Here is a 16,276-nt window from a genome sequence, read left to right as displayed (position 1 = left end):
ACGCGTGTGCGTTGAGATCGAGGTGTGCACTGACGGGAACGCCGGGAGGTGGGCAGGCATTCCGGCCAGGAGGTCAGCTTGCGGGTGGCGGGAAGCCTGTGGCGGTGCCGCCGAGCTGTTCCCACCCGGCGACGGCCAGGGCGCGGTAGGCGGCGTACTCGGCGGCGGGGCTGCGGCCGTAGGACCAGGGGACGGCGCCCACGTGGCCGTCGACGAGGCGGAGCTGTTCCATGGCCTCGGCGTAGCGCTCGGCGCGTACCAGGAACCAGACCAGGAGATGGCGGACGTGCGGCGCCATGGGGTGGTCGGCGGGCGCCTCGCGGAGCGCGAAGTGGGCGCCCTCTATGGCGCGCTCGACGACCGCGCTCTGGTAGAGGCTGCGGACCATGTTGGCCTCGGGGAGGTGCTCGTAGACCGCGAAGAGGGGGAGGGCCGGGAGCAGGGTGCCCTTGGGGGCGGCGGCCGCGGCGCGCTCGGCGAAGGCCTCGGCCTGCTCACGGGAGCCGTGCCACTTCTGCGACCAGTAGGGGAGCGCGGCGAGGTGGGCTCCCATGTGCTGCGGGGCGCGCTGGGCGACCTTGGACCAGAGCTCCTCGTAGTCGGCGGCGCGGTCGTGCAGACCGCGGGCGACCGCCAGCTCGATGATGTACGGGACCGGGCTGCCGGGGGCCAGCAGCGCCGCCTCCCGGCAGACCGTACGGGCCTCTTCCAGGATCATGCGGAAGTCCTGGGAGCCCGGGTCGCGCAGGGCCTGGACGACGAGGAACTGGGCGTGCGTCTGGGCGCCGCCGGGGTCCTTGGGCGCCTCCGAGCGCCAGGTGCGCAGCCAGATCCCGCCGGTCCGCCCGCCGTCGCCGTACCCGGGGCCCGCGCCGCGCCGCTGCTCCTCCGAGGCCTCCTCCGCGGCCAGCTCGAAGGCGGCGGCGCCGGCCAGCGTCTGCACCCGCTGCCAGCGGCGCTCCCAGTCGTCGCCGGTGGACTTCAGCAGCTCGGCGGCCGGGCGCCAGTCGTGCGTCCGGCGCATCTCGGCGAGCGCGTCGGCCAGTTCCTGATCCGGGCCGGGCAGGCGGACGTCCAGCTCCTCCAGCGGGACGAATCCGTAGCCGGCCATCGGGTCGGCGGCCACCACCAGGCCCTGCCGGGTGTGCTGCACGGCCCGTCGGCGCCGCATCCAGGGCAGGAAGACGAGGCCGCCGAGCGCGAGCGCGGCGAAGAGAACCAGCAGAGCATCCATGCGAGGTGTCCTGTACCTGAAATTCTTGTAACGGCTGCCCGGGGGCGGAGCGGGGCGGAGAAGCGGTCGGCGGGGTCGGCGGGCGGTGTGCGGCGGGAACCGCTGCGCGGGTCCTCGTATGTATCCACTATCCAGCCAACCAGAAAGTTCCGGAAAGTTCGGTTGCGCGGACGACTACCCTCGGCAGGCATGAGCGAACAGCGCGAAGAGCGCCACCAGCATTTCGAAACCCTTGCCATCCACGCAGGTCAGGAGCCGGACGAGGCGACCGGCGCGGTGGTACCTCCCATCTACCAGGTATCCACGTACAAGCAGGACGGTGTGGGCGGGCTGCGCGGCGGCTACGAGTACAGCCGCAGCGCCAACCCGACCCGTACCGCCCTGGAGGAGAACCTCGCAGCTCTGGACGGCGGCCGCCGCGGCCTCGCCTTCGCCTCCGGCCTCGCCGCCGAGGACTGCCTGCTGCGCACCCTGCTGACCCCCGGCGACCATGTCGTCATCCCCAATGACGCCTACGGCGGCACGTTCCGTCTCATCTCCAAGGTGGTCGAGCGCTGGGGCGTGGAGTGGTCGGTGGCCGACACCTCCGACCCGGAGGCCGTACGCGCCGCGCTGCGGCCCCGTACGAAGGCGATCTGGGTGGAGACGCCCAGCAACCCGCTGCTCGGCATCAGCGACATCTCGGCGCTCGCCGCGGTCGCCCGGGATGCCGGGGTCAAGCTCGTCGTCGACAACACCTTCGCCAGCCCCTACCTCCAGCAGCCGCTGGCCCACGGCGCCGACGTGGTGGTCTACTCCACGACCAAGTACATGGGCGGGCACTCGGACGTGGTCGGCGGCGCCCTGGTCGTCAACGACGACACCCTCGGCGAGGAACTCGCCTACCACCAGAACGCGATGGGCGCGGTCGCCGGGCCGTTCGACGCCTGGCTGGTGATGCGCGGCATCAAGACGCTCGCCGTCCGCATGGACCGGCACAGCGCCAACGCGGAGCGCATTGCGGAGCTGCTGAGCGGCCACCACAAGGTGACCCAGGTGTACTACCCGGGGCTGGCCGAGCACCCGGGCCACGACGTGGCCACCAAGCAGATGCGGTCCTACGGCGGCATGGTGTCGTTCCGGGTCGCGGGCGGCGAGCAGGAAGCGGTGGAGGTCTGCAACCGCGCCAAGCTGTTCACCCTCGGTGAGTCGCTGGGCGGCGTCGAGTCGCTGATCGAGCACCCGGGGCGGATGACGCACGCCTCGACGGCCGGGTCGCTGCTGGAGGTCCCCGCCGACCTCGTGCGCCTCTCGGTCGGCATCGAGTCCGTCGACGACCTGCTGGCCGACCTCGCGCAGGCGCTGGGCTGACGGGACGGTCGCCGGCCGGCCTCACCACCCCTCCACCCGGGGGGTGGTGAGCCGGTGCGGACGCTCCGCGCGGCGCGGCCGGGCGCCCCACCCGGTGTCAGGACGCCGGGGCCGCCGGCGTCAAGGACGCGGTGATGTCGCAGAGGGAGGCGTTGAAGCGGGTCAGGAGGGCGGTGAAGGCGACGCGCTCCTCCTCGGACCACTGCTCCGTCACCAGGGCCATCAGCGCACGGCGCGAGGTGCGCACCTCGTCCAGACGGGCGCGCCCGCGCTCGGACAGCTGGAGCACCACGGCACGGCCGTCCTCCGGGTGGGTGGCGCGGCTGACCAGGCCGGAGTCGACCAGCGGGGCGACCTGCCGGGTGACCGTCGAGGAGTCGATGCCCATCCCGGCGGCCAGGGCCTTGACGCCCATCGGGCCTTCCTGGTCCAGGCGGTTGAGCAGCAGATACGCGGCGCGGTCCATGGAGTTGCGCGCCTGCCCCACGCCGCCGAGCCGGCTCTGTTCTGCGCGGCGGGCGAAGACGGCCACTTGGTGCTGCAGCGCGTCGAGGAGAGCGGGGTCGGTGTGGGTCGTCATGTCCGAAGAGGTGGGCATGGCCGGGAGCTCGCTTCGATGGATGTGCGTATGGATGGGAGGACAGCGTACGCGGACCCGGCGCGGAGCGTACCTGTGCTGTGCATTCCGGTAACGGCCGCAACCCGGCCGTGCGCGGGGCGCGGCCGGACCGCCGCGTGATCAGCATGCGGGCAGAAAAGGCCCGTCGGCGGACGAACTGCGAGACTGGCGGCATGGCCGACCAGATGTCGCCCGCGTCCCGCGGAACCGCCGCGTCCGCGCGCTCCGCCGAGGGGCCGGCGGTCACGGTCGAGGACATCCGGGCGGCGCACAAGATGCTCTCCGGGGTCTCGCGGGCCACCGCGATGGAGGGCAGCCGCTATCTGTCCGGGCTCGTCGGCGCCCCCGTGCACCTCAAGTGCGAGAACCTCCAGCGCACCGGCTCCTTCAAGATCCGCGGCGCCTACGTACGGATCGCCGGGCTCTCGGCGCAGGAGCGGGCGGCCGGTGTGGTGGCCGCGAGCGCGGGCAACCACGCACAGGGGGTGGCGCTGGCGGCGTCCCTGCTGGGGGTGCGCTCGACGGTGTTCATGCCGGTCGGCGCCCCGTTGCCGAAGGTCGCCGCGACCCGTGAATACGGGGCGGAGGTGCGGCTCCAGGGCCATGTCGTGGACGAGACGCTGGCCGCCGCCCAGGAGCACGCGCGCGAGACCGGCGCGGTCTTCATCCACCCCTTCGACCACCTCGACATCATCGCCGGACAGGGCACGGTCGGGCTGGAGATCCTCGAACAGTGCCCGGAGGTACGGACCGTCGTCGTCGGGGTCGGTGGCGGCGGGCTGGTGGCCGGGATCGCGCTCGCGGTGAAGGCGCTGCGGCCGGACGTGCGGGTCGTCGGGGTGCAGGCGGCGGGCGCGGCCTGCTACCCGCCGTCGCTGGCGGCCGGGCGTCCGGTGGCGGTCGAGGGGCTGTCGACGATGGCGGACGGCATCAAGGTCGGGCGGCCCGGCGAGGTGACCTTCGGGATGGTCGAGGAGCTGGTGGACGAGGTCCGTACGGTCACCGAGGACCAGCTCTCCAGTGCGCTGCTGCTGTGCCTGGAGCGGGCGAAGCTGGTGGTGGAACCGGCCGGGGCGAGCCCGGTGGCGGCGCTGCTCGCCGACCCGGAGTCCTTCGAGGGGCCGGTGGTCGCGGTCCTGTCCGGCGGCAACGTCGACCCGTTGCTGCTGCAGCGCATCCTGCGGCACGGGATGGCCGCGGGCGGGCGCTACCTCTCGCTCCGCCTGCGGCTGACGGACCGGCCGGGGGCGCTGGCGACGCTGCTGGGCGTGCTGTCGGTGGCCGATGCGAACGTCCTCGACGTGGGCCATGTGCGCACGGACCCGCGGCTCGGTCTGACCGAGGTCGAGGTGGAGCTGCAGCTGGAGACCAAGGGGCCGGCGCACTGCGACGAGCTGCGGGCGGCGCTGCGCGAGGCGGGGTACGCCGTCGCGGAGTGAGCCGCCGGGGCCGTTGCTGCACGGGGATGGGGCCAGGGGGCGTCACGGGTATACCGTGGCGCCCCACACACGTCGGCGAACGTCTGTTCCCGCCGCCGGTGCGCGGTGATCCGAGAAAAACGCATCGCGATGTATCGCGTGCGGCCGTAGTCTCGCGGCTGCGGGGTGCCGGTGCGTCATGGCGTTCCGTTGCGGACGAATGCCCATAGAGCAGGCATAGGCCGCCAACCGTAATATTCGACCTGGAACTGACCCAAGCCATGGGAGTACTCCTATGCCAGGCGCCATTTACGCCGAAGGCCTGGTCAAGACCTTCGGCGACGTGAGGGCACTGGACGGCGTCGACCTCGACGTCCCTGAAGGAACCGTCCTCGGAATGCTCGGCCCCAACGGTGCAGGCAAGACCACCGCCGTACGGGTCCTGACGACCCTGCTCCAGCCGGACCGGGGCAAGGCGCTGGTCGCCGGGATCGACGTCCTCGCCCGCCCCGACGAAGTACGGCGTTCCATAGGCCTGTCCGGCCAGTTCGCCGCCGTCGACGAGTACTTGACCGGCCGCGAGAACCTGATGATGGTCGGGCAGCTCTACCAGATGAGCGGACGCGACGCCAAGCGGCGAGCCGGTGAACTGCTGGAACGCTTCCACCTCGGCGACGCCGCCGACCGCACCGCCAAGACCTACTCCGGCGGCATGCGCCGCAGGCTCGACCTCGCGGCCGCGCTGGTCGTCAGCCCGCCCGTGATGTTCATGGACGAGCCGACCACCGGACTGGACCCCCGTAACCGCCAGGGACTGTGGGACGTCATCCAGGAGCTGGTCGCCGGCGGCACCACCCTGCTGCTCACCACGCAGTACCTGGAGGAGGCCGACCGCCTCGCCCACGACATCTGCGTCGTCGACCACGGCAAGGTCATCGCCCGCGGCACCTCCGACCAGCTCAAGGCGCGCACCGGCGGCGAACGCGTCGAGGTCGTCGTGCACGCCGCCGAGCACCTCACCGTCGCCGACGAGGTCCTGCGCGGCTTCGGCAAGGGCGAGAGCACCGTCGAACCGCACACCCGCAAGCTCACGGTCCCGGTGACGGGCGGCGCCAAGCTGCTCGCCGAGGTCATCCGCGAACTGGACCTGCGCGGGGTGGAGATCGACGACATCGGGCTGCGCCGCCCGACCCTCGACGACGTGTTCATCTCGCTGACCGGCCACGCCGCCGAGACCGCGGACGGCAACGGCGCGGACGGTGACGCGGCGGACGCCGGGACGAGCGGCGGCACCGTCGGGAAGCAGAAGAAGCGCAGGAAGGACGGTACGGCGGCCGATGCCGCGGACCCGGACGCGACGGCCGACAAGGAGGGCGTGAAGTGACCACGGCGACCGAAACGGCCGGCGGCGCCCCCGTCCGGACCCCGCAGACGCGCGGCGCCCTCAGCCGGTCCGTACGCGACTCCCTGGTGGTCGCCAAGCGCAATCTGATCCGGATGCTGCGCATCCCCGAAGTGGTGATCTTCGGGCTCATCCAGCCGATCATGTTCGTGGTGCTGTTCACCTACGTCTTCGGCGGCTCCATCAACATCCCCGGCGCCCCGGTGGGCGACGCCCAGGCCTATCGCGAGTTCCTGATGGCCGGGATCTTCGCGCAGACGGTCACCTTCGCCACGGCGGGGGCCGGCGCCGGCATCGCCGACGACATGCACAAGGGCCTCATCGACCGGTTCCGGTCGCTGCCGATGTCCCGTGGCGCGGTGCTCACCGGCCGGACCCTCGCCGACCTCGTACAGACCGCGCTGACGCTGGTGGTGCTGGCGGTGGTCGCCCTGCTGATCGGCTGGCGCACCCACGAGAACCTCATCGAGGTGCTGGCCGGCTTCGCGCTGCTGCTCCTGCTCGGCTACGCCTTCTCCTGGATCGGCGCGCTCATCGGCCTGTCGGTGCGGACGCCCGAGGCGGCCACTTCGGGCGGGCTGATCTGGCTCTTCCCGCTGACCTTCATCTCGAACGCGTTCGTCCCGGTCAACGGCATGCCCGCGTTTCTGCAGCACGTGGCGGAGTGGAACCCGTTCAGCGCGACGGTGGCCGCCGCCCGGGAGTTGTTCGGCAACACCATCGCCGGGGTGCCGAAGTCGGTGACCGGGGCCTGGCCGATGGAGCATCCGGTGATCGCCTCGGTGATCTGGTCCGTGATCATCATCCTGGCCTTCCGGACGCTGGCCGTCCGGAAGTACCGGTCGGCCACGGCCTGAGGGGAGCCGGGGCTGCGGGGGCCCGGCAGTCGGGGCTCGGCGGTCCCGGGCGGTCGGACGGCCGTCGGTCACGACACGAAGAAGCGGCCCGGAGCGTCACGCTCCGGGCCGCTGCCTCGTCTCGGGTGTCCCGCGCTCAGCCGCTGTACGGCTTGGCGTCCAGAATCCGGACGGTCGCCTTCTTGCCGTTGGGGAGCTCGTACTCCGCGTCGGCGCCGATCTTCTTGCCGTTCACGCCGGTGCCCAGCGGCGACTGCGGGGAGTAGGTCTCGATGTCCGAGCTCGCGTACTCCCGCGAGGCCAGCAGGAACTCAAGCGTGTCGTCCGGGTCCCCGTCGAACGCGATGGTGACGACCATGCCGGGAGCGACCACGCCGTTGGCGGCCGGGGCCTCGCCGACCTTCGCGCTCTGCAGCAGCTGGGTCAGCTGGCGGACGCGGGCCTCCTGCTTGCCCTGCTCTTCCTTGGCCGCGTGGTACCCGGCGTTCTCCTTCAGGTCACCTTCCTCGCGAGCCGCCGCGATCTTCTGCGTGATCTCGGCGCGTGCGGGACCAGACAGGTGCTCCAGCTCGGCCTTGAGCTGGTCATACGCCTCCTGGGTCAGCCAGGTGACGTTCTCGCTGGTCTGGGTCACAGGTGCTCCTCGTCGGTACTGGGGATAAATCAAACGCCCTACCAGGAAGGTTTGCGCCTTCACAGGTGGGCGAAACCACGAGCCTAACAATTCCGGCACAAAACGGGGAAGAGGAAATTCACAGCGACCGCACAGCAGGGCATCATCCCTGATCAGACGCGGTCACGACACGCCCCGTGCCGGTTGGGGCCAGAGCGTGACGGGTGGGGCGGGCGGTGCGGCTGAGGCGGCCTGGCGGGCCGGTCGGCCGACGGGGTACGGGGGCGTGCGGTGGCCCGTGGGGCGGGGAGTGCGGCGGTGGCGGGCTCAGCCGGACGCCGTACAGCCGACCAGCACGGCATTGGTCGCCCGCTTCGTCGTCCGCACCGTGACCTCGGTGTCCACCTGGCCGGAGCGCTGGTCGACGGTGATGTCCTTGCGGCCGACCTCGGAGCCGTCCTCGGCCTGGGACCGGAGCGTGCACACGCCCTTGGTGTCGGCGTCCTTCACGACCTCAAGATGGACCTTGACGGCGTGGTCGGAGACCGCGTCCCAGGCGATCACGCGGCCGCTGAGGTCCTGCCCCGCGATGTACGAGATGCCGGACCAGCCGACCACGCCCAGCAGCGCGACGCCCAGCACCGCGCCGATGATCTTGAGCTTGCGGTCCGCGCGCTCATCCGCGGAGCGGCCGTAGCGTCCGTCGGGGAGCCCGTCGCGCACCGCGGTCATGATCAATCCTCCTGGATACGGGGGCCTTCAGCCATGAACCCCCAAGGGGGCCCCGCCCCTGGGAATACAGCGCCCCCTTGCTTCGGTCACTATAGGAGGCATCTTCTCCGGCCCTTCACTGAGGATCGAGTCTTGACTGAGCAGCTGCGTTTGATGGCGGTTCACGCCCACCCCGACGACGAGTCGAGCAAGGGTGCGGCCACCATGGCCAAGTACGTGTCCGAGGGGGTGGACGTGCTGGTCGCCACCTGCACAGGCGGTGAGCGAGGGTCCATCCTCAACCCCAAGCTCCAGGGTGACCCGTACATCGAGGAGAACATCCACGAGGTGCGGAAGAAGGAAATGGACGAGGCCCGGGAGATCCTGGGCGTCAAGCAGGAGTGGCTGGGCTTCGTCGACTCCGGGCTGCCCGAGGGCGACCCGCCGCCGCCGCTGCCCGAGGGCTGCTTCGCACTCCAGGACCTCGAGGCGGCGGCCGAGCCGCTCGTCCGGCTGATCCGGACGTTCAAGCCGCAGGTCATCACGACCTACGACGAGAACGGCGGCTATCCGCACCCGGACCACATCATGACCCACAAGATCACGATGGTGGCCTTCGAGGCGGCCGGCGACCCGGAGAAGTACCCGGAGGCCGGTGAGCCCTGGCAGCCCCAGAAGCTCTACTACAACCAGGGCTTCAACCGCCCCCGCACGGTCGCGCTGCACGAGGCGCTGCTGGAGCGCGGGATGGATTCGCCCTACGGCGAGTGGCTGGAGCGCTGGAAGCAGTTCGAGCAGCGTGAGCGCACGCTGACCACCTATGTCCCGTGCGCCGACTTCTTCGAGATCCGCGACAAGGCGCTGATCGCCCACGCCACCCAGATCGACCCCGACGGCGGGTGGTTCCGGGTGCCGATGGACCTCCAGCGGGAGGTCTGGCCGACGGAGGAGTACGAGCTGGCGAAGTCGCTCGTGGACACTTCCCTCCCCGAGGACGACCTCTTCGCGGGCATCCGCAACAATTGACCCCATGATGAGCGCGACCAGCACCCTCGCCCTGACGCACTTCGTCACCCTTGCCGACAGCTTCGACAAGGACAAGGTGACCCCCGGCGTCCTCGGCTTCATCGTCTTCGCGGTCATCGGCGGCGCCGTGTGGCTGCTGATGAAGTCCATGAACAAGCACATGAAGAAGGTGGACTTCGAAGAGCAGCCGGAGGGCGGCGAGGCAGGCACCACCGCCTCCGCCGCGCCTGCGGCCGAACCGAAGACCAGCTGAGGGCGGGTCCGCCGGCCCGCCGCGACCGCTCGGCCCAGGGGGCCGGCCGCTCCGTGCGGACCGGGCGGCCCCGTGCGGACCGGGTGGCCCCGTGAGGATCGGGTGGTCGCCCAGAGACCGGGTGGCGGTCGAGGGGCGGGCGGGGGGGGGGGGCCGCCGCCCCCCCCCCCGGGGGGGGGGGGCCGCCCGGGCCGGCGGGGGGGGGGGGGCGGGGGGGCCCGGTGCGTTGGGGGGGGCCCCCCTGACCGGGGGGGGGGGTCGCGGGCCGGCCGATGGACACGGCCGGCCGACCGGCCCGGCGGCTCGCCGGTCCGAGCGGCCGGCGAGCCGGGTCTGCGGGCTGTCGGGTGGCGCCGCCTCCGTCCGTGCCGCGCCTGAGCGGCGTCGGGGCGGTTCCCGGGTGCCGTCGGGTGGCCTGAGTGCCGTTGGGGCGGGTCCGAGTGCCGTCGGGCGGTATCGGCGGTACGCGGACACGGTCCGGAGGCGGCGTGTTGCCCCCCCCAGCCGTATCGCGTGGCTCCCAGCCGTGTCGCGTGGTCCCGGCGGTGACGTGCGCCCGGCGGTGCTGTGTGCCCGGCGATGCTGTGCGCCTGGGCTGTGACGCCCCGGTGCATCACCGGGCCGTCCCTCGGCTTGCCCCGCCCCGCCGTCATTCCGCGCCGGCCGGGGCGATCGGCACTCCCATGACCTCGCGCGCATGGCGGTTGGGCACCGTGCCCAGCCGCCAGGCCTGCCACCCCGACTCGGGCTCCACCCCGCGGTCCAGCAGCAGCGCGAACGCCTCCGTGCAGTCCTCCAGCTTGGAGTCACGGGTGGCGTGCTTCTCCCGGATCAGCTGCGCCAGCTCCTCCTGGGCGACGGCCGTGCCCACCACGGAACCGCCCGGTGAGGCGAGCGGCAGCAGCGTGCAGCGCAGGAACCGCGCCCAGTCCTCGCCGCGCCGGTCGCCGTAGCCGGCGAAGAGCCGCGCCGCCTCGTCGGCCAGCTCCAGCGCCTGCGCCGACCGGCCGTTCCCGGCATCGATGATCAGCAACTCCAGGCAGGACCACGCCTCGCCGTGCGGCACCCCGATCCGCTGGAAGTCCTTACGGGCGTCCTGCAGCAGCTGCCGGGCGAAGCCGCTGTTGCGCAGCGAGCCGGTCTGCTCGGCCCGCAGATCGCGGGTGACCCGGCCCGAATGGTGCCGGGCACAGGCGAGGCCGTAGCCGTCCTGCATCCGGCTGAACATCGTCCGTGACCGCTCCAGCTGCCGCAGCGCCGCATCGCGTTCGCCGCGCTCCTCCAGCGCCTGGCCCAGGTAGTACATCGTCCAGGCCTCACCGCGGGCGTCCTCGTGCTGGTGGTGCAGCGGAAGCGCCTGCCGCAGCTGGTCCACCGCGGGGCCCGGATCGCCGTCCACCAGGCGGGCGCGCGCCAGCTGCGTCATCGCCCAGGCCTCACCGCGCTCGTCGTGCGTACGGCCGTAGAGCTCCAGCGCCGCCTGCAGGGAACTCTCCGCGGCCGGCACATCGCCCCGGCGCAGATGCACCTGGCCGAGCTGGAAGTGTGCCCAGGCCTGACCGTGCACGCTCTCGCTCTCCTCATGAAGCTCCAGCGCCTCGCGCAGCAGGGCGACGGCCTCGGCGATCTGCGCACGGTCCCGCTCCACCGCCGCCAGGGCGTGCAGCGTCCAGGCCCGGTCGCCGTGCATGTCCGCGCCGGACTGCAGCTCCAGCGCCTCCCGGAGCTTGGCCGAGGCCTCGGTGAGGTTGCCCTGCTGCTGGAGGGTGATGCCCAGATCGCGCAACGCCCGTGCGGCGCCCGCCGGATGCTGCGCCTCGAAATACAGGTCGACCACCGACGACAGGGTCGTCCGCGCCTGGTCCAGCTCGCCGAGCTGGCGGGCCGCCACACCCGTGCGCCACTGCACCGAGCGGACCAGCAGCCCCTGCCCGGCCGCCCGGGTCAGCTCGCTCAGCTCGCCCAGCCGGTAAAGATCGCCGCGCAGCAGGCAGTAGTCGGCCAGCGCGCCCAGCAGATGCGAGACCGCCGCCTGGTCCACGCCGTGATCAGCATGGCGCAGCGCGGACGTGATGAAGCTGGTCTCGTCGTCCAGCCACTGGAGGGCCGCGTCCAGGGAGGTGAAGCCGTGCGAGCCGAAGCGGTCGGCGCGGGTGGACGTCCGGCCGTCGACCAGCCTGATGACCGAGTCGGCCAGCTCCGCATAGCCGCGGATCAGCCGCTCCTGGGCCGCGCCGCGCTCAGCCGGCTCCTCCTCGTCCACCAGCCGGTCGTGCGCGAAGCTGTGCACCAGGGCGTGCAGACGGTAGCGCTCGCCGCGGACATGCTCGATCAGCCCGGCGCGGGCCAGCGTCCTCAGCTGCCGCTCCGCCTCGGCCTGGTCCACGCCCAGCAGGGCCGCCGAGGCCGCCGCCCCCAGACTGGCCCGGCCCACCAGCGCCAGCCGGCGCAGCAACTGCCGGGCGGCCTCCGGCTGATCCGAGTAGCGCAGCCACAGCGCGCGCTCCACCGGCGTTGGCCGCTCGTGGGCCGCCAGGTCCGTGGCCAGCTCCGCGGCGGTGCGGGTGCCGAGCGAGGAGCCCGCCACCCGCAGCGCCAGCGGCAGCCCCGCGCACAGCCCGTTGATCGTGTCGACCGCCCGGGCGTCGTACGGGCCCGTGGCGTCCGGGGCCTCCTTGCCGCTCTCGGCGGCGGCCCGCAGGAGCTCTTCGGTGCCCGCCGCGTCCAGCGCTCCCACCGGCAGTTGGAGCACCCATGCCTGGAGGTCCCCGGGCAGCTCCAGCGGCGTACGGGAGGTGACCAGCACCAGGCTGTCGGAGCGCTCCGGAACCAGCGTGCGCACCTGTTCCGCGTCCGCGGCGTCATCCAGCAGCACCGTCACCGGCAGACCGGTCAGATGGTGGTGGTACAGCTCGGTGAGCCGCTTGACGTGCTGCTCCTGGGACGGCCGCTCACGGAACAGCAGCTGCTCGCGCGGCGCGCCCAGACGGTTGAGCAGATGCAGCAGCGCGTCCCGGGTCGGCAGCGGCACCTCACCGGGGGTGTCACTGCGCAGATCCACCACGCACGCGCCACGGAACTGATCGCGCAGCTGATGGGCGGCCCGCACCGCCAGCGCCGTCCGGCCCGACCCCGGCTCACCGTGCAGCACCACCACGGTCGGCTTGGTCTCCGTGCTCGCACGGGCCGCGTGCACCCACTGCGCGATCTGCGTCAGCTCGGCCCGGCGCCCGGCGAACGGGCTTTCCGGCTGCGGGAGTTGGGCGAACGACTGCTCCAGAACGGACCGCTGGCGGGCCGCCGCGCTGCGGTCCGCGCCGCGCAACTGCGGCCCGCGGGCGGTCGTCGAGGTGGCCGGCTTCGATGTCGTGCCGCCACCGCGGGCCGCCGCCGTCAGCATCCGCTGCTGATCCAGGAACGGCCGGATGCCCCGCACCTCCAGCGCCGTCAGCCACTCCAGCCGCAGCTGCTGGGCGCCACCCGGCTGGGCGCGCCGCCCCGCCGCCTGATGCGCCGCCGGCAAGTGGCCCGCGGTCAGCTTCAGGACCGTGGCCGCCGCGCCCGCCACCACCACGACGGCCCCGACCCCCAGCGCCGCGCCCGCGCCCGTGCCGTACACCAGGTCCGTGCCGAAGGCCGCCACCGCCGCCGCGGCCGTCGCCACTGCGGGTGTCCCCAGCTCCTTGCGGGACAGCCGCCTGCCCAGCGAGGGCCGGCCGGCATCCGCCTCGTCCAGGGCCCGCACATACGCGGCGTACTCCTCGGCGGCGCTGCCCGCCAGCTCCTCCAGCGCCGAGCGGGCCCTGCCGAGCAGCGTCTCCCCGTCGAGCCGCCCGCCCGAGCGCCGGACCTCCTCCTCGACCGTCCTGGTCAACAGCGCTTCCGCTTCCGCCCGGTGGCCTTCGCGCAGCACAGCCAGTGAGCCCGGCATGCCATCCCCCTCCAGCAGTTCCAGCAGTCTCCAGCGGTGATCGCCCCCGCACGCACAGTGTTCCGCGTCCGCACGGATTCCGGCAGGGCTGTGGACAACTCCCTCCGCTCCCGGCTCACCGGCCCCCCTTGGGAGAGGATGGCCCCATGCCGAACCGCCTGGCTCATGAGACTTCCCCATATCTGCTCCAGCACGCCGACAACCCCGTCGACTGGTGGCCCTGGTCCACCACCGCCTTCGAGGAGGCCCGACGACGCGGGGTCTCAGCGTCGGCTTCAGCTACTGCCACTGGCAGCAGTAGCTGAAGCAACCAGGCAACTCAGGCCTGGCCGGAACTCCCCGGGGGGGCCGCACTCTCCGCAAGCAGTACGCCACCATCCTCATGGACGACCGCCAGTACCGCCGCGCCCCCCGAACTCCACCTGCCGGCTGAGGATTTCGCCAAGGAAGCCGCCCCACCGGCCACCCGCCAGGCCCTCCGGTTCCACTCCGAGGCCGCCCGGTGCCTGGAACAACTCGACGAGGTCACCTAGGCCCTCAAGGAATTCCGCACCCGCCTCCTCTACATCGGGCGCCATTCCAACGATCCTTCCCACCCCCCCCTGGAAATCCGCCGCACCATGGGCCAACTCCCCTTGCCCAGGGCAAACGCGGCGCCGCCCTGGAACGCCTTACCTGCCTCCCGTACGACCTGGAACGGCCGCACAGCCCGCATCACGCGATTTCGGGCGAGGCGCGGCTGCTGCTGCAGTGGCCGACAGGCGCAGGGCTGAGGGGCCCCACGCCAGGCGGCTCATGTCGAGTCCCTGCGTGGCTTGGCTCGGATGACGGCAAATCGTCACTATCACGATCTCGCCGCCATTATCGATTCCAGAAATATGGCTGAGATATCGGCGCCGGTCAAAGTTTGGCGCGATTGTGCCCTTGAGCGCGCGACAGAACGGGGCGTAGCCGGTGATGTGCGCTAGAGTGCGGGGAATTTCACTCGATCGCACTCCACGGCTCGGGTGATGTATCGATACGTTATCGGGGGATGATGGGGAATTTCGTGCCGGTGAGGCATGAAAGCAGTTCCGAGTCGGAGTGTTTGCCTGGCCTGCAGACTCGAGAATTTCCTGAAGAGTCGCTGTCTAGGTTGTGCCCACGGGATTCTCTGCATCATTCAAATCTTTACGGGAGGTTCCATGGCTGACGATCAAGCAAGGCGAGTGGATGATTCAGAGTTTCTGGAGATAACCAGAGACCCAGCCGCAGCAAGCATCATGCGCAAGAGCCTGGAACAGCTTGCCAAGGGGGGAGCGGGAGACGTTCTGAAAGAAATGGCGGACGAGATTCTCTCCGGCCGGGTCGGTGTGCGCGACGCGGTCAGTATTCCCGTCTATGCGAATCACATGATCGACAAACTTCAGGCTTCCAAGCAGGAATGGGATTCGCTCTCCGAAATGGATCGGGAGCGGCTCGCGGCCGATGGTGAGCGATTCCTGGAAGGAGAGCGTCGCGAGATCGAAGAATCTGAGCGGGAAAAGCGTGATGCCGCCGGACGCGGCGCCAAGGGGCGTCACGACGGAAGTACTTGGTCACTGTATTAACAATGAGGGATGCGTCTTGGTGACGCATTTCCATGCACGCCCACACATCGCGGCATCACCGCGAGAAGAATCGGGGGAAGGGAAGACGTGAGTTTCAGCGTACACCCTGCGGACATCGCGGGATTCGCCAAGCTGATCGGCCGAGCAGCGGAAGACATGCAGGAAGGTGTCGGGTATATCGACAACAAGGCGAACGAGGATGGCTTCGATGTAGAGGAAGGCCTGATCGGTCAATGGTGGGAGGATGCCTACGGGAATCATACGGAACGCGTTCGCGAGGTCAAAGGGTTTCTGCGCAAGGTCGGGGGGCTCTTGGAGGCTTCGGCCGAGGAACTCAAGAAGTCAGCCAAGTACTATCAGGCCACGGATCATGAGCAAGCTGTCAAAATGGATTCTACTTATCCCGCATCAAAGCGCGGGAATCCGGATGGTGATCACGCTCCCGCGAGTGCCGGGGATTTTCGGGATGCCAATGATGCGCGGGGCAAGCTGAAGCCACTTGAGGCGGATCCCAGTTTTTTCGATGCCATCGGGAAGGCTCAGAATTGGGCAGAGGGGCACGCGGAAGAATTTCAGTTCAATGCAGCTTTCAAGACCTTCGGCACGGCGCTCGACATGCTCAGTCCGACGGCTATTGTCACCGAAGGGTGCAAGCTGTTCTTCGATTTCGACCCCTTCGGTGAACTCGCCAGCCTCGTTGGCGGAGATTGGGAGGGGTATTTGAAATGTGCCGGACTGTGGGGAAACTTAGGCGAGTTCTGTCGTTTGGTGGCCGCGAACATCAGCCACGGAACCGGTTCGATATCGATCACCTGGACGGGTAATGCGGCAGACGCGGCGTGCGTCTATTTTGAAGAGATTGCCAACCTTCTGGACTCGGCCGCGGATTCATTTGATTCTCTGAAGGCGAACTATGCTGCGGTCGCGAATCTTGCCTACGGGATGGCGGAGTCGGTGAAGGCCGGTCTGATGTTTATCTCCGATTTGGCGATCGAGTCATTCATTGAATTCATGGCGGGGCTGGCTGCCGCAGAGACTGGAGTCGGATTGATCGGAACTGCGGCGGCATGGGCTCTGGTGGCGAAAAACGCTCTCCAGGCCGTCGAGAAGTATGAGAAAATCGTCAAGGCGATTGATGTTGCCATGATGGTCTCCAAGGCGGGCTATGCGGAGTGTGGTCGAGAATCGGCCGGCATGGAGGCAAAGGTCAAGAAGTTTCCCGTTCCCGGGAAGAGCTATGATAATGCTGTGGTGTGATCCGGAAAGGGAGGAC

Annotated in this window: 14 protein-coding genes; 9 read left to right on the top strand and 5 right to left on the bottom strand. The window is 70.4% G+C overall.

All coding sequences use genetic code 11. The annotated features are described in order from the left end of the window. Positions 1 to 73: 73 nt before the first annotated feature. Positions 74 to 1,234, bottom strand: coding sequence for a hypothetical protein (locus ACGFN2_RS09045; protein ID WP_393358718.1), 1,161 nt, complete (start codon positions 1,232 to 1,234; stop codon positions 74 to 76). Positions 1,235 to 1,423: 189 nt separating this feature from the next. Here ACGFN2_RS09045 and ACGFN2_RS09040 point away from each other — a divergent pair, with 189 nt between their 5' ends. Further along, positions 1,424 to 2,584, top strand: a complete 1,161-nt coding sequence (locus ACGFN2_RS09040) for a cystathionine gamma-synthase (protein WP_393358716.1) — start codon at positions 1,424 to 1,426, stop codon at positions 2,582 to 2,584. Positions 2,585 to 2,681: 97 nt separating this feature from the next. Here the strand turns inward: ACGFN2_RS09040 and ACGFN2_RS09035 are convergent, their stop codons facing one another. After that, on the bottom strand, positions 2,682 to 3,182 hold the full coding sequence (locus ACGFN2_RS09035) for a MarR family transcriptional regulator (protein WP_362609609.1): 501 nt from the start codon (positions 3,180 to 3,182) through the stop codon (positions 2,682 to 2,684). Between the two features lie 194 nt (positions 3,183 to 3,376). Here ACGFN2_RS09035 and ilvA point away from each other — a divergent pair, with 194 nt between their 5' ends. From ilvA to ACGFN2_RS09020, 3 genes are all read left to right on the top strand, one after another. Further along, positions 3,377 to 4,642: a threonine ammonia-lyase gene (gene ilvA / locus ACGFN2_RS09030; protein WP_393358714.1), complete on the top strand. Its 1,266-nt coding sequence runs from the start codon at positions 3,377 to 3,379 to the stop codon at positions 4,640 to 4,642. Between the two features lie 274 nt (positions 4,643 to 4,916). Beyond that, positions 4,917 to 6,005 (top strand): ATP-binding cassette domain-containing protein, encoded by a 1,089-nt coding sequence (locus ACGFN2_RS09025; protein ID WP_362609607.1) that lies wholly within the window; start codon positions 4,917 to 4,919, stop codon positions 6,003 to 6,005. Beyond that, a complete protein-coding gene (locus tag ACGFN2_RS09020; RefSeq protein ID WP_362609604.1) occupies positions 6,002 to 6,880 on the top strand; it encodes an ABC transporter permease in 879 nt (292 codons plus the stop codon). Before ACGFN2_RS09025 ends, ACGFN2_RS09020 begins: the two co-directional genes overlap by 4 nt. A gap of 136 nt (positions 6,881 to 7,016) precedes the next feature. On the opposite strand, the gene greA is transcribed toward ACGFN2_RS09020, so the two are convergent. Together greA and ACGFN2_RS09010 are read right to left on the bottom strand one after the other, a co-directional pair. Next, positions 7,017 to 7,514, bottom strand: coding sequence for a transcription elongation factor GreA (gene greA / locus ACGFN2_RS09015; RefSeq protein ID WP_362609601.1), 498 nt, complete (start codon positions 7,512 to 7,514; stop codon positions 7,017 to 7,019). Between the two features lie 306 nt (positions 7,515 to 7,820). After that, positions 7,821 to 8,225, bottom strand: coding sequence for a DUF4307 domain-containing protein (locus tag ACGFN2_RS09010; RefSeq protein WP_362609600.1), 405 nt, complete (start codon positions 8,223 to 8,225; stop codon positions 7,821 to 7,823). Between the two features lie 132 nt (positions 8,226 to 8,357). Here ACGFN2_RS09010 and mca point away from each other — a divergent pair, with 132 nt between their 5' ends. Both mca and ACGFN2_RS09000 read left to right on the top strand, forming a co-directional pair. Beyond that, entirely contained in the window at positions 8,358 to 9,230 is an 873-nt protein-coding gene (gene mca / locus ACGFN2_RS09005) for a mycothiol conjugate amidase Mca (protein ID WP_393358711.1), read from the top strand. Between the two features lie 4 nt (positions 9,231 to 9,234). Continuing rightward, positions 9,235 to 9,483 carry a hypothetical protein gene (locus tag ACGFN2_RS09000; RefSeq protein WP_362609596.1) on the top strand — a complete coding sequence of 83 codons (249 nt, stop codon included), beginning with the start codon at positions 9,235 to 9,237 and terminating at the stop codon, positions 9,481 to 9,483. A 649-nt stretch (positions 9,484 to 10,132) separates the two neighbouring features. Here ACGFN2_RS09000 and ACGFN2_RS08995 read toward each other — a convergent pair. Next, positions 10,133 to 13,414, bottom strand: coding sequence for a tetratricopeptide repeat protein (locus tag ACGFN2_RS08995; protein WP_393358709.1), 3,282 nt, complete (start codon positions 13,412 to 13,414; stop codon positions 10,133 to 10,135). Positions 13,415 to 13,560: 146 nt separating this feature from the next. On the opposite strand from ACGFN2_RS08995, the gene ACGFN2_RS08990 reads away from it, so the two are divergent. From ACGFN2_RS08990 to ACGFN2_RS08980, 3 genes are all read left to right on the top strand, one after another. Next, a complete protein-coding gene (locus ACGFN2_RS08990) occupies positions 13,561 to 13,719 on the top strand; it encodes a DUF255 domain-containing protein (RefSeq protein WP_393358707.1) in 159 nt (52 codons plus the stop codon). An 879-nt stretch (positions 13,720 to 14,598) separates the two neighbouring features. After that, a complete protein-coding gene (locus ACGFN2_RS08985; protein WP_393358705.1) occupies positions 14,599 to 15,003 on the top strand; it encodes a hypothetical protein in 405 nt (134 codons plus the stop codon). A gap of 87 nt (positions 15,004 to 15,090) precedes the next feature. After that, positions 15,091 to 16,260, top strand: a complete 1,170-nt coding sequence (locus tag ACGFN2_RS08980; RefSeq protein ID WP_393358703.1) for a hypothetical protein — start codon at positions 15,091 to 15,093, stop codon at positions 16,258 to 16,260. Positions 16,261 to 16,276 lie beyond the last annotated feature (16 nt).

Origin of the sequence: Streptomyces sp. NPDC048612, assembly GCF_043199295.1 — a bacterium.
GTDB lineage: Bacteria > Actinomycetota > Actinomycetes > Streptomycetales > Streptomycetaceae > Streptomyces.
This window is presented reverse-complemented; position numbering and strand designations above follow the sequence as displayed.

Bases quoted from the DNA above. Each gene is read 5' to 3' on its own strand.
- ACGFN2_RS08990 (WP_393358707.1), top strand. From the start codon at position 13,561: ATGCCGAACCGCCTGGCTCATGAGACTTCCCCATATCTGCTCCAGCAC.
- ACGFN2_RS09010 (WP_362609600.1), bottom strand. From the start codon at position 8,225: ATGACCGCGGTGCGCGACGGGCTCCCCGACGGACGCTACGGCCGCTCC.
- ACGFN2_RS08985 (WP_393358705.1), top strand. From the start codon at position 14,599: ATGGCTGACGATCAAGCAAGGCGAGTGGATGATTCAGAGTTTCTGGAG.
- ACGFN2_RS09045 (WP_393358718.1), bottom strand. From the start codon at position 1,234: ATGGATGCTCTGCTGGTTCTCTTCGCCGCGCTCGCGCTCGGCGGCCTC.
- ACGFN2_RS09035 (WP_362609609.1), bottom strand. From the start codon at position 3,182: ATGCCCACCTCTTCGGACATGACGACCCACACCGACCCCGCTCTCCTC.
- ilvA (WP_393358714.1), top strand. From the start codon at position 3,377: ATGGCCGACCAGATGTCGCCCGCGTCCCGCGGAACCGCCGCGTCCGCG.
- ACGFN2_RS09000 (WP_362609596.1), top strand. From the start codon at position 9,235: ATGATGAGCGCGACCAGCACCCTCGCCCTGACGCACTTCGTCACCCTT.
- ACGFN2_RS09025 (WP_362609607.1), top strand. From the start codon at position 4,917: ATGCCAGGCGCCATTTACGCCGAAGGCCTGGTCAAGACCTTCGGCGAC.
- ACGFN2_RS08995 (WP_393358709.1), bottom strand. From the start codon at position 13,414: ATGCCGGGCTCACTGGCTGTGCTGCGCGAAGGCCACCGGGCGGAAGCG.
- ACGFN2_RS09040 (WP_393358716.1), top strand. From the start codon at position 1,424: ATGAGCGAACAGCGCGAAGAGCGCCACCAGCATTTCGAAACCCTTGCC.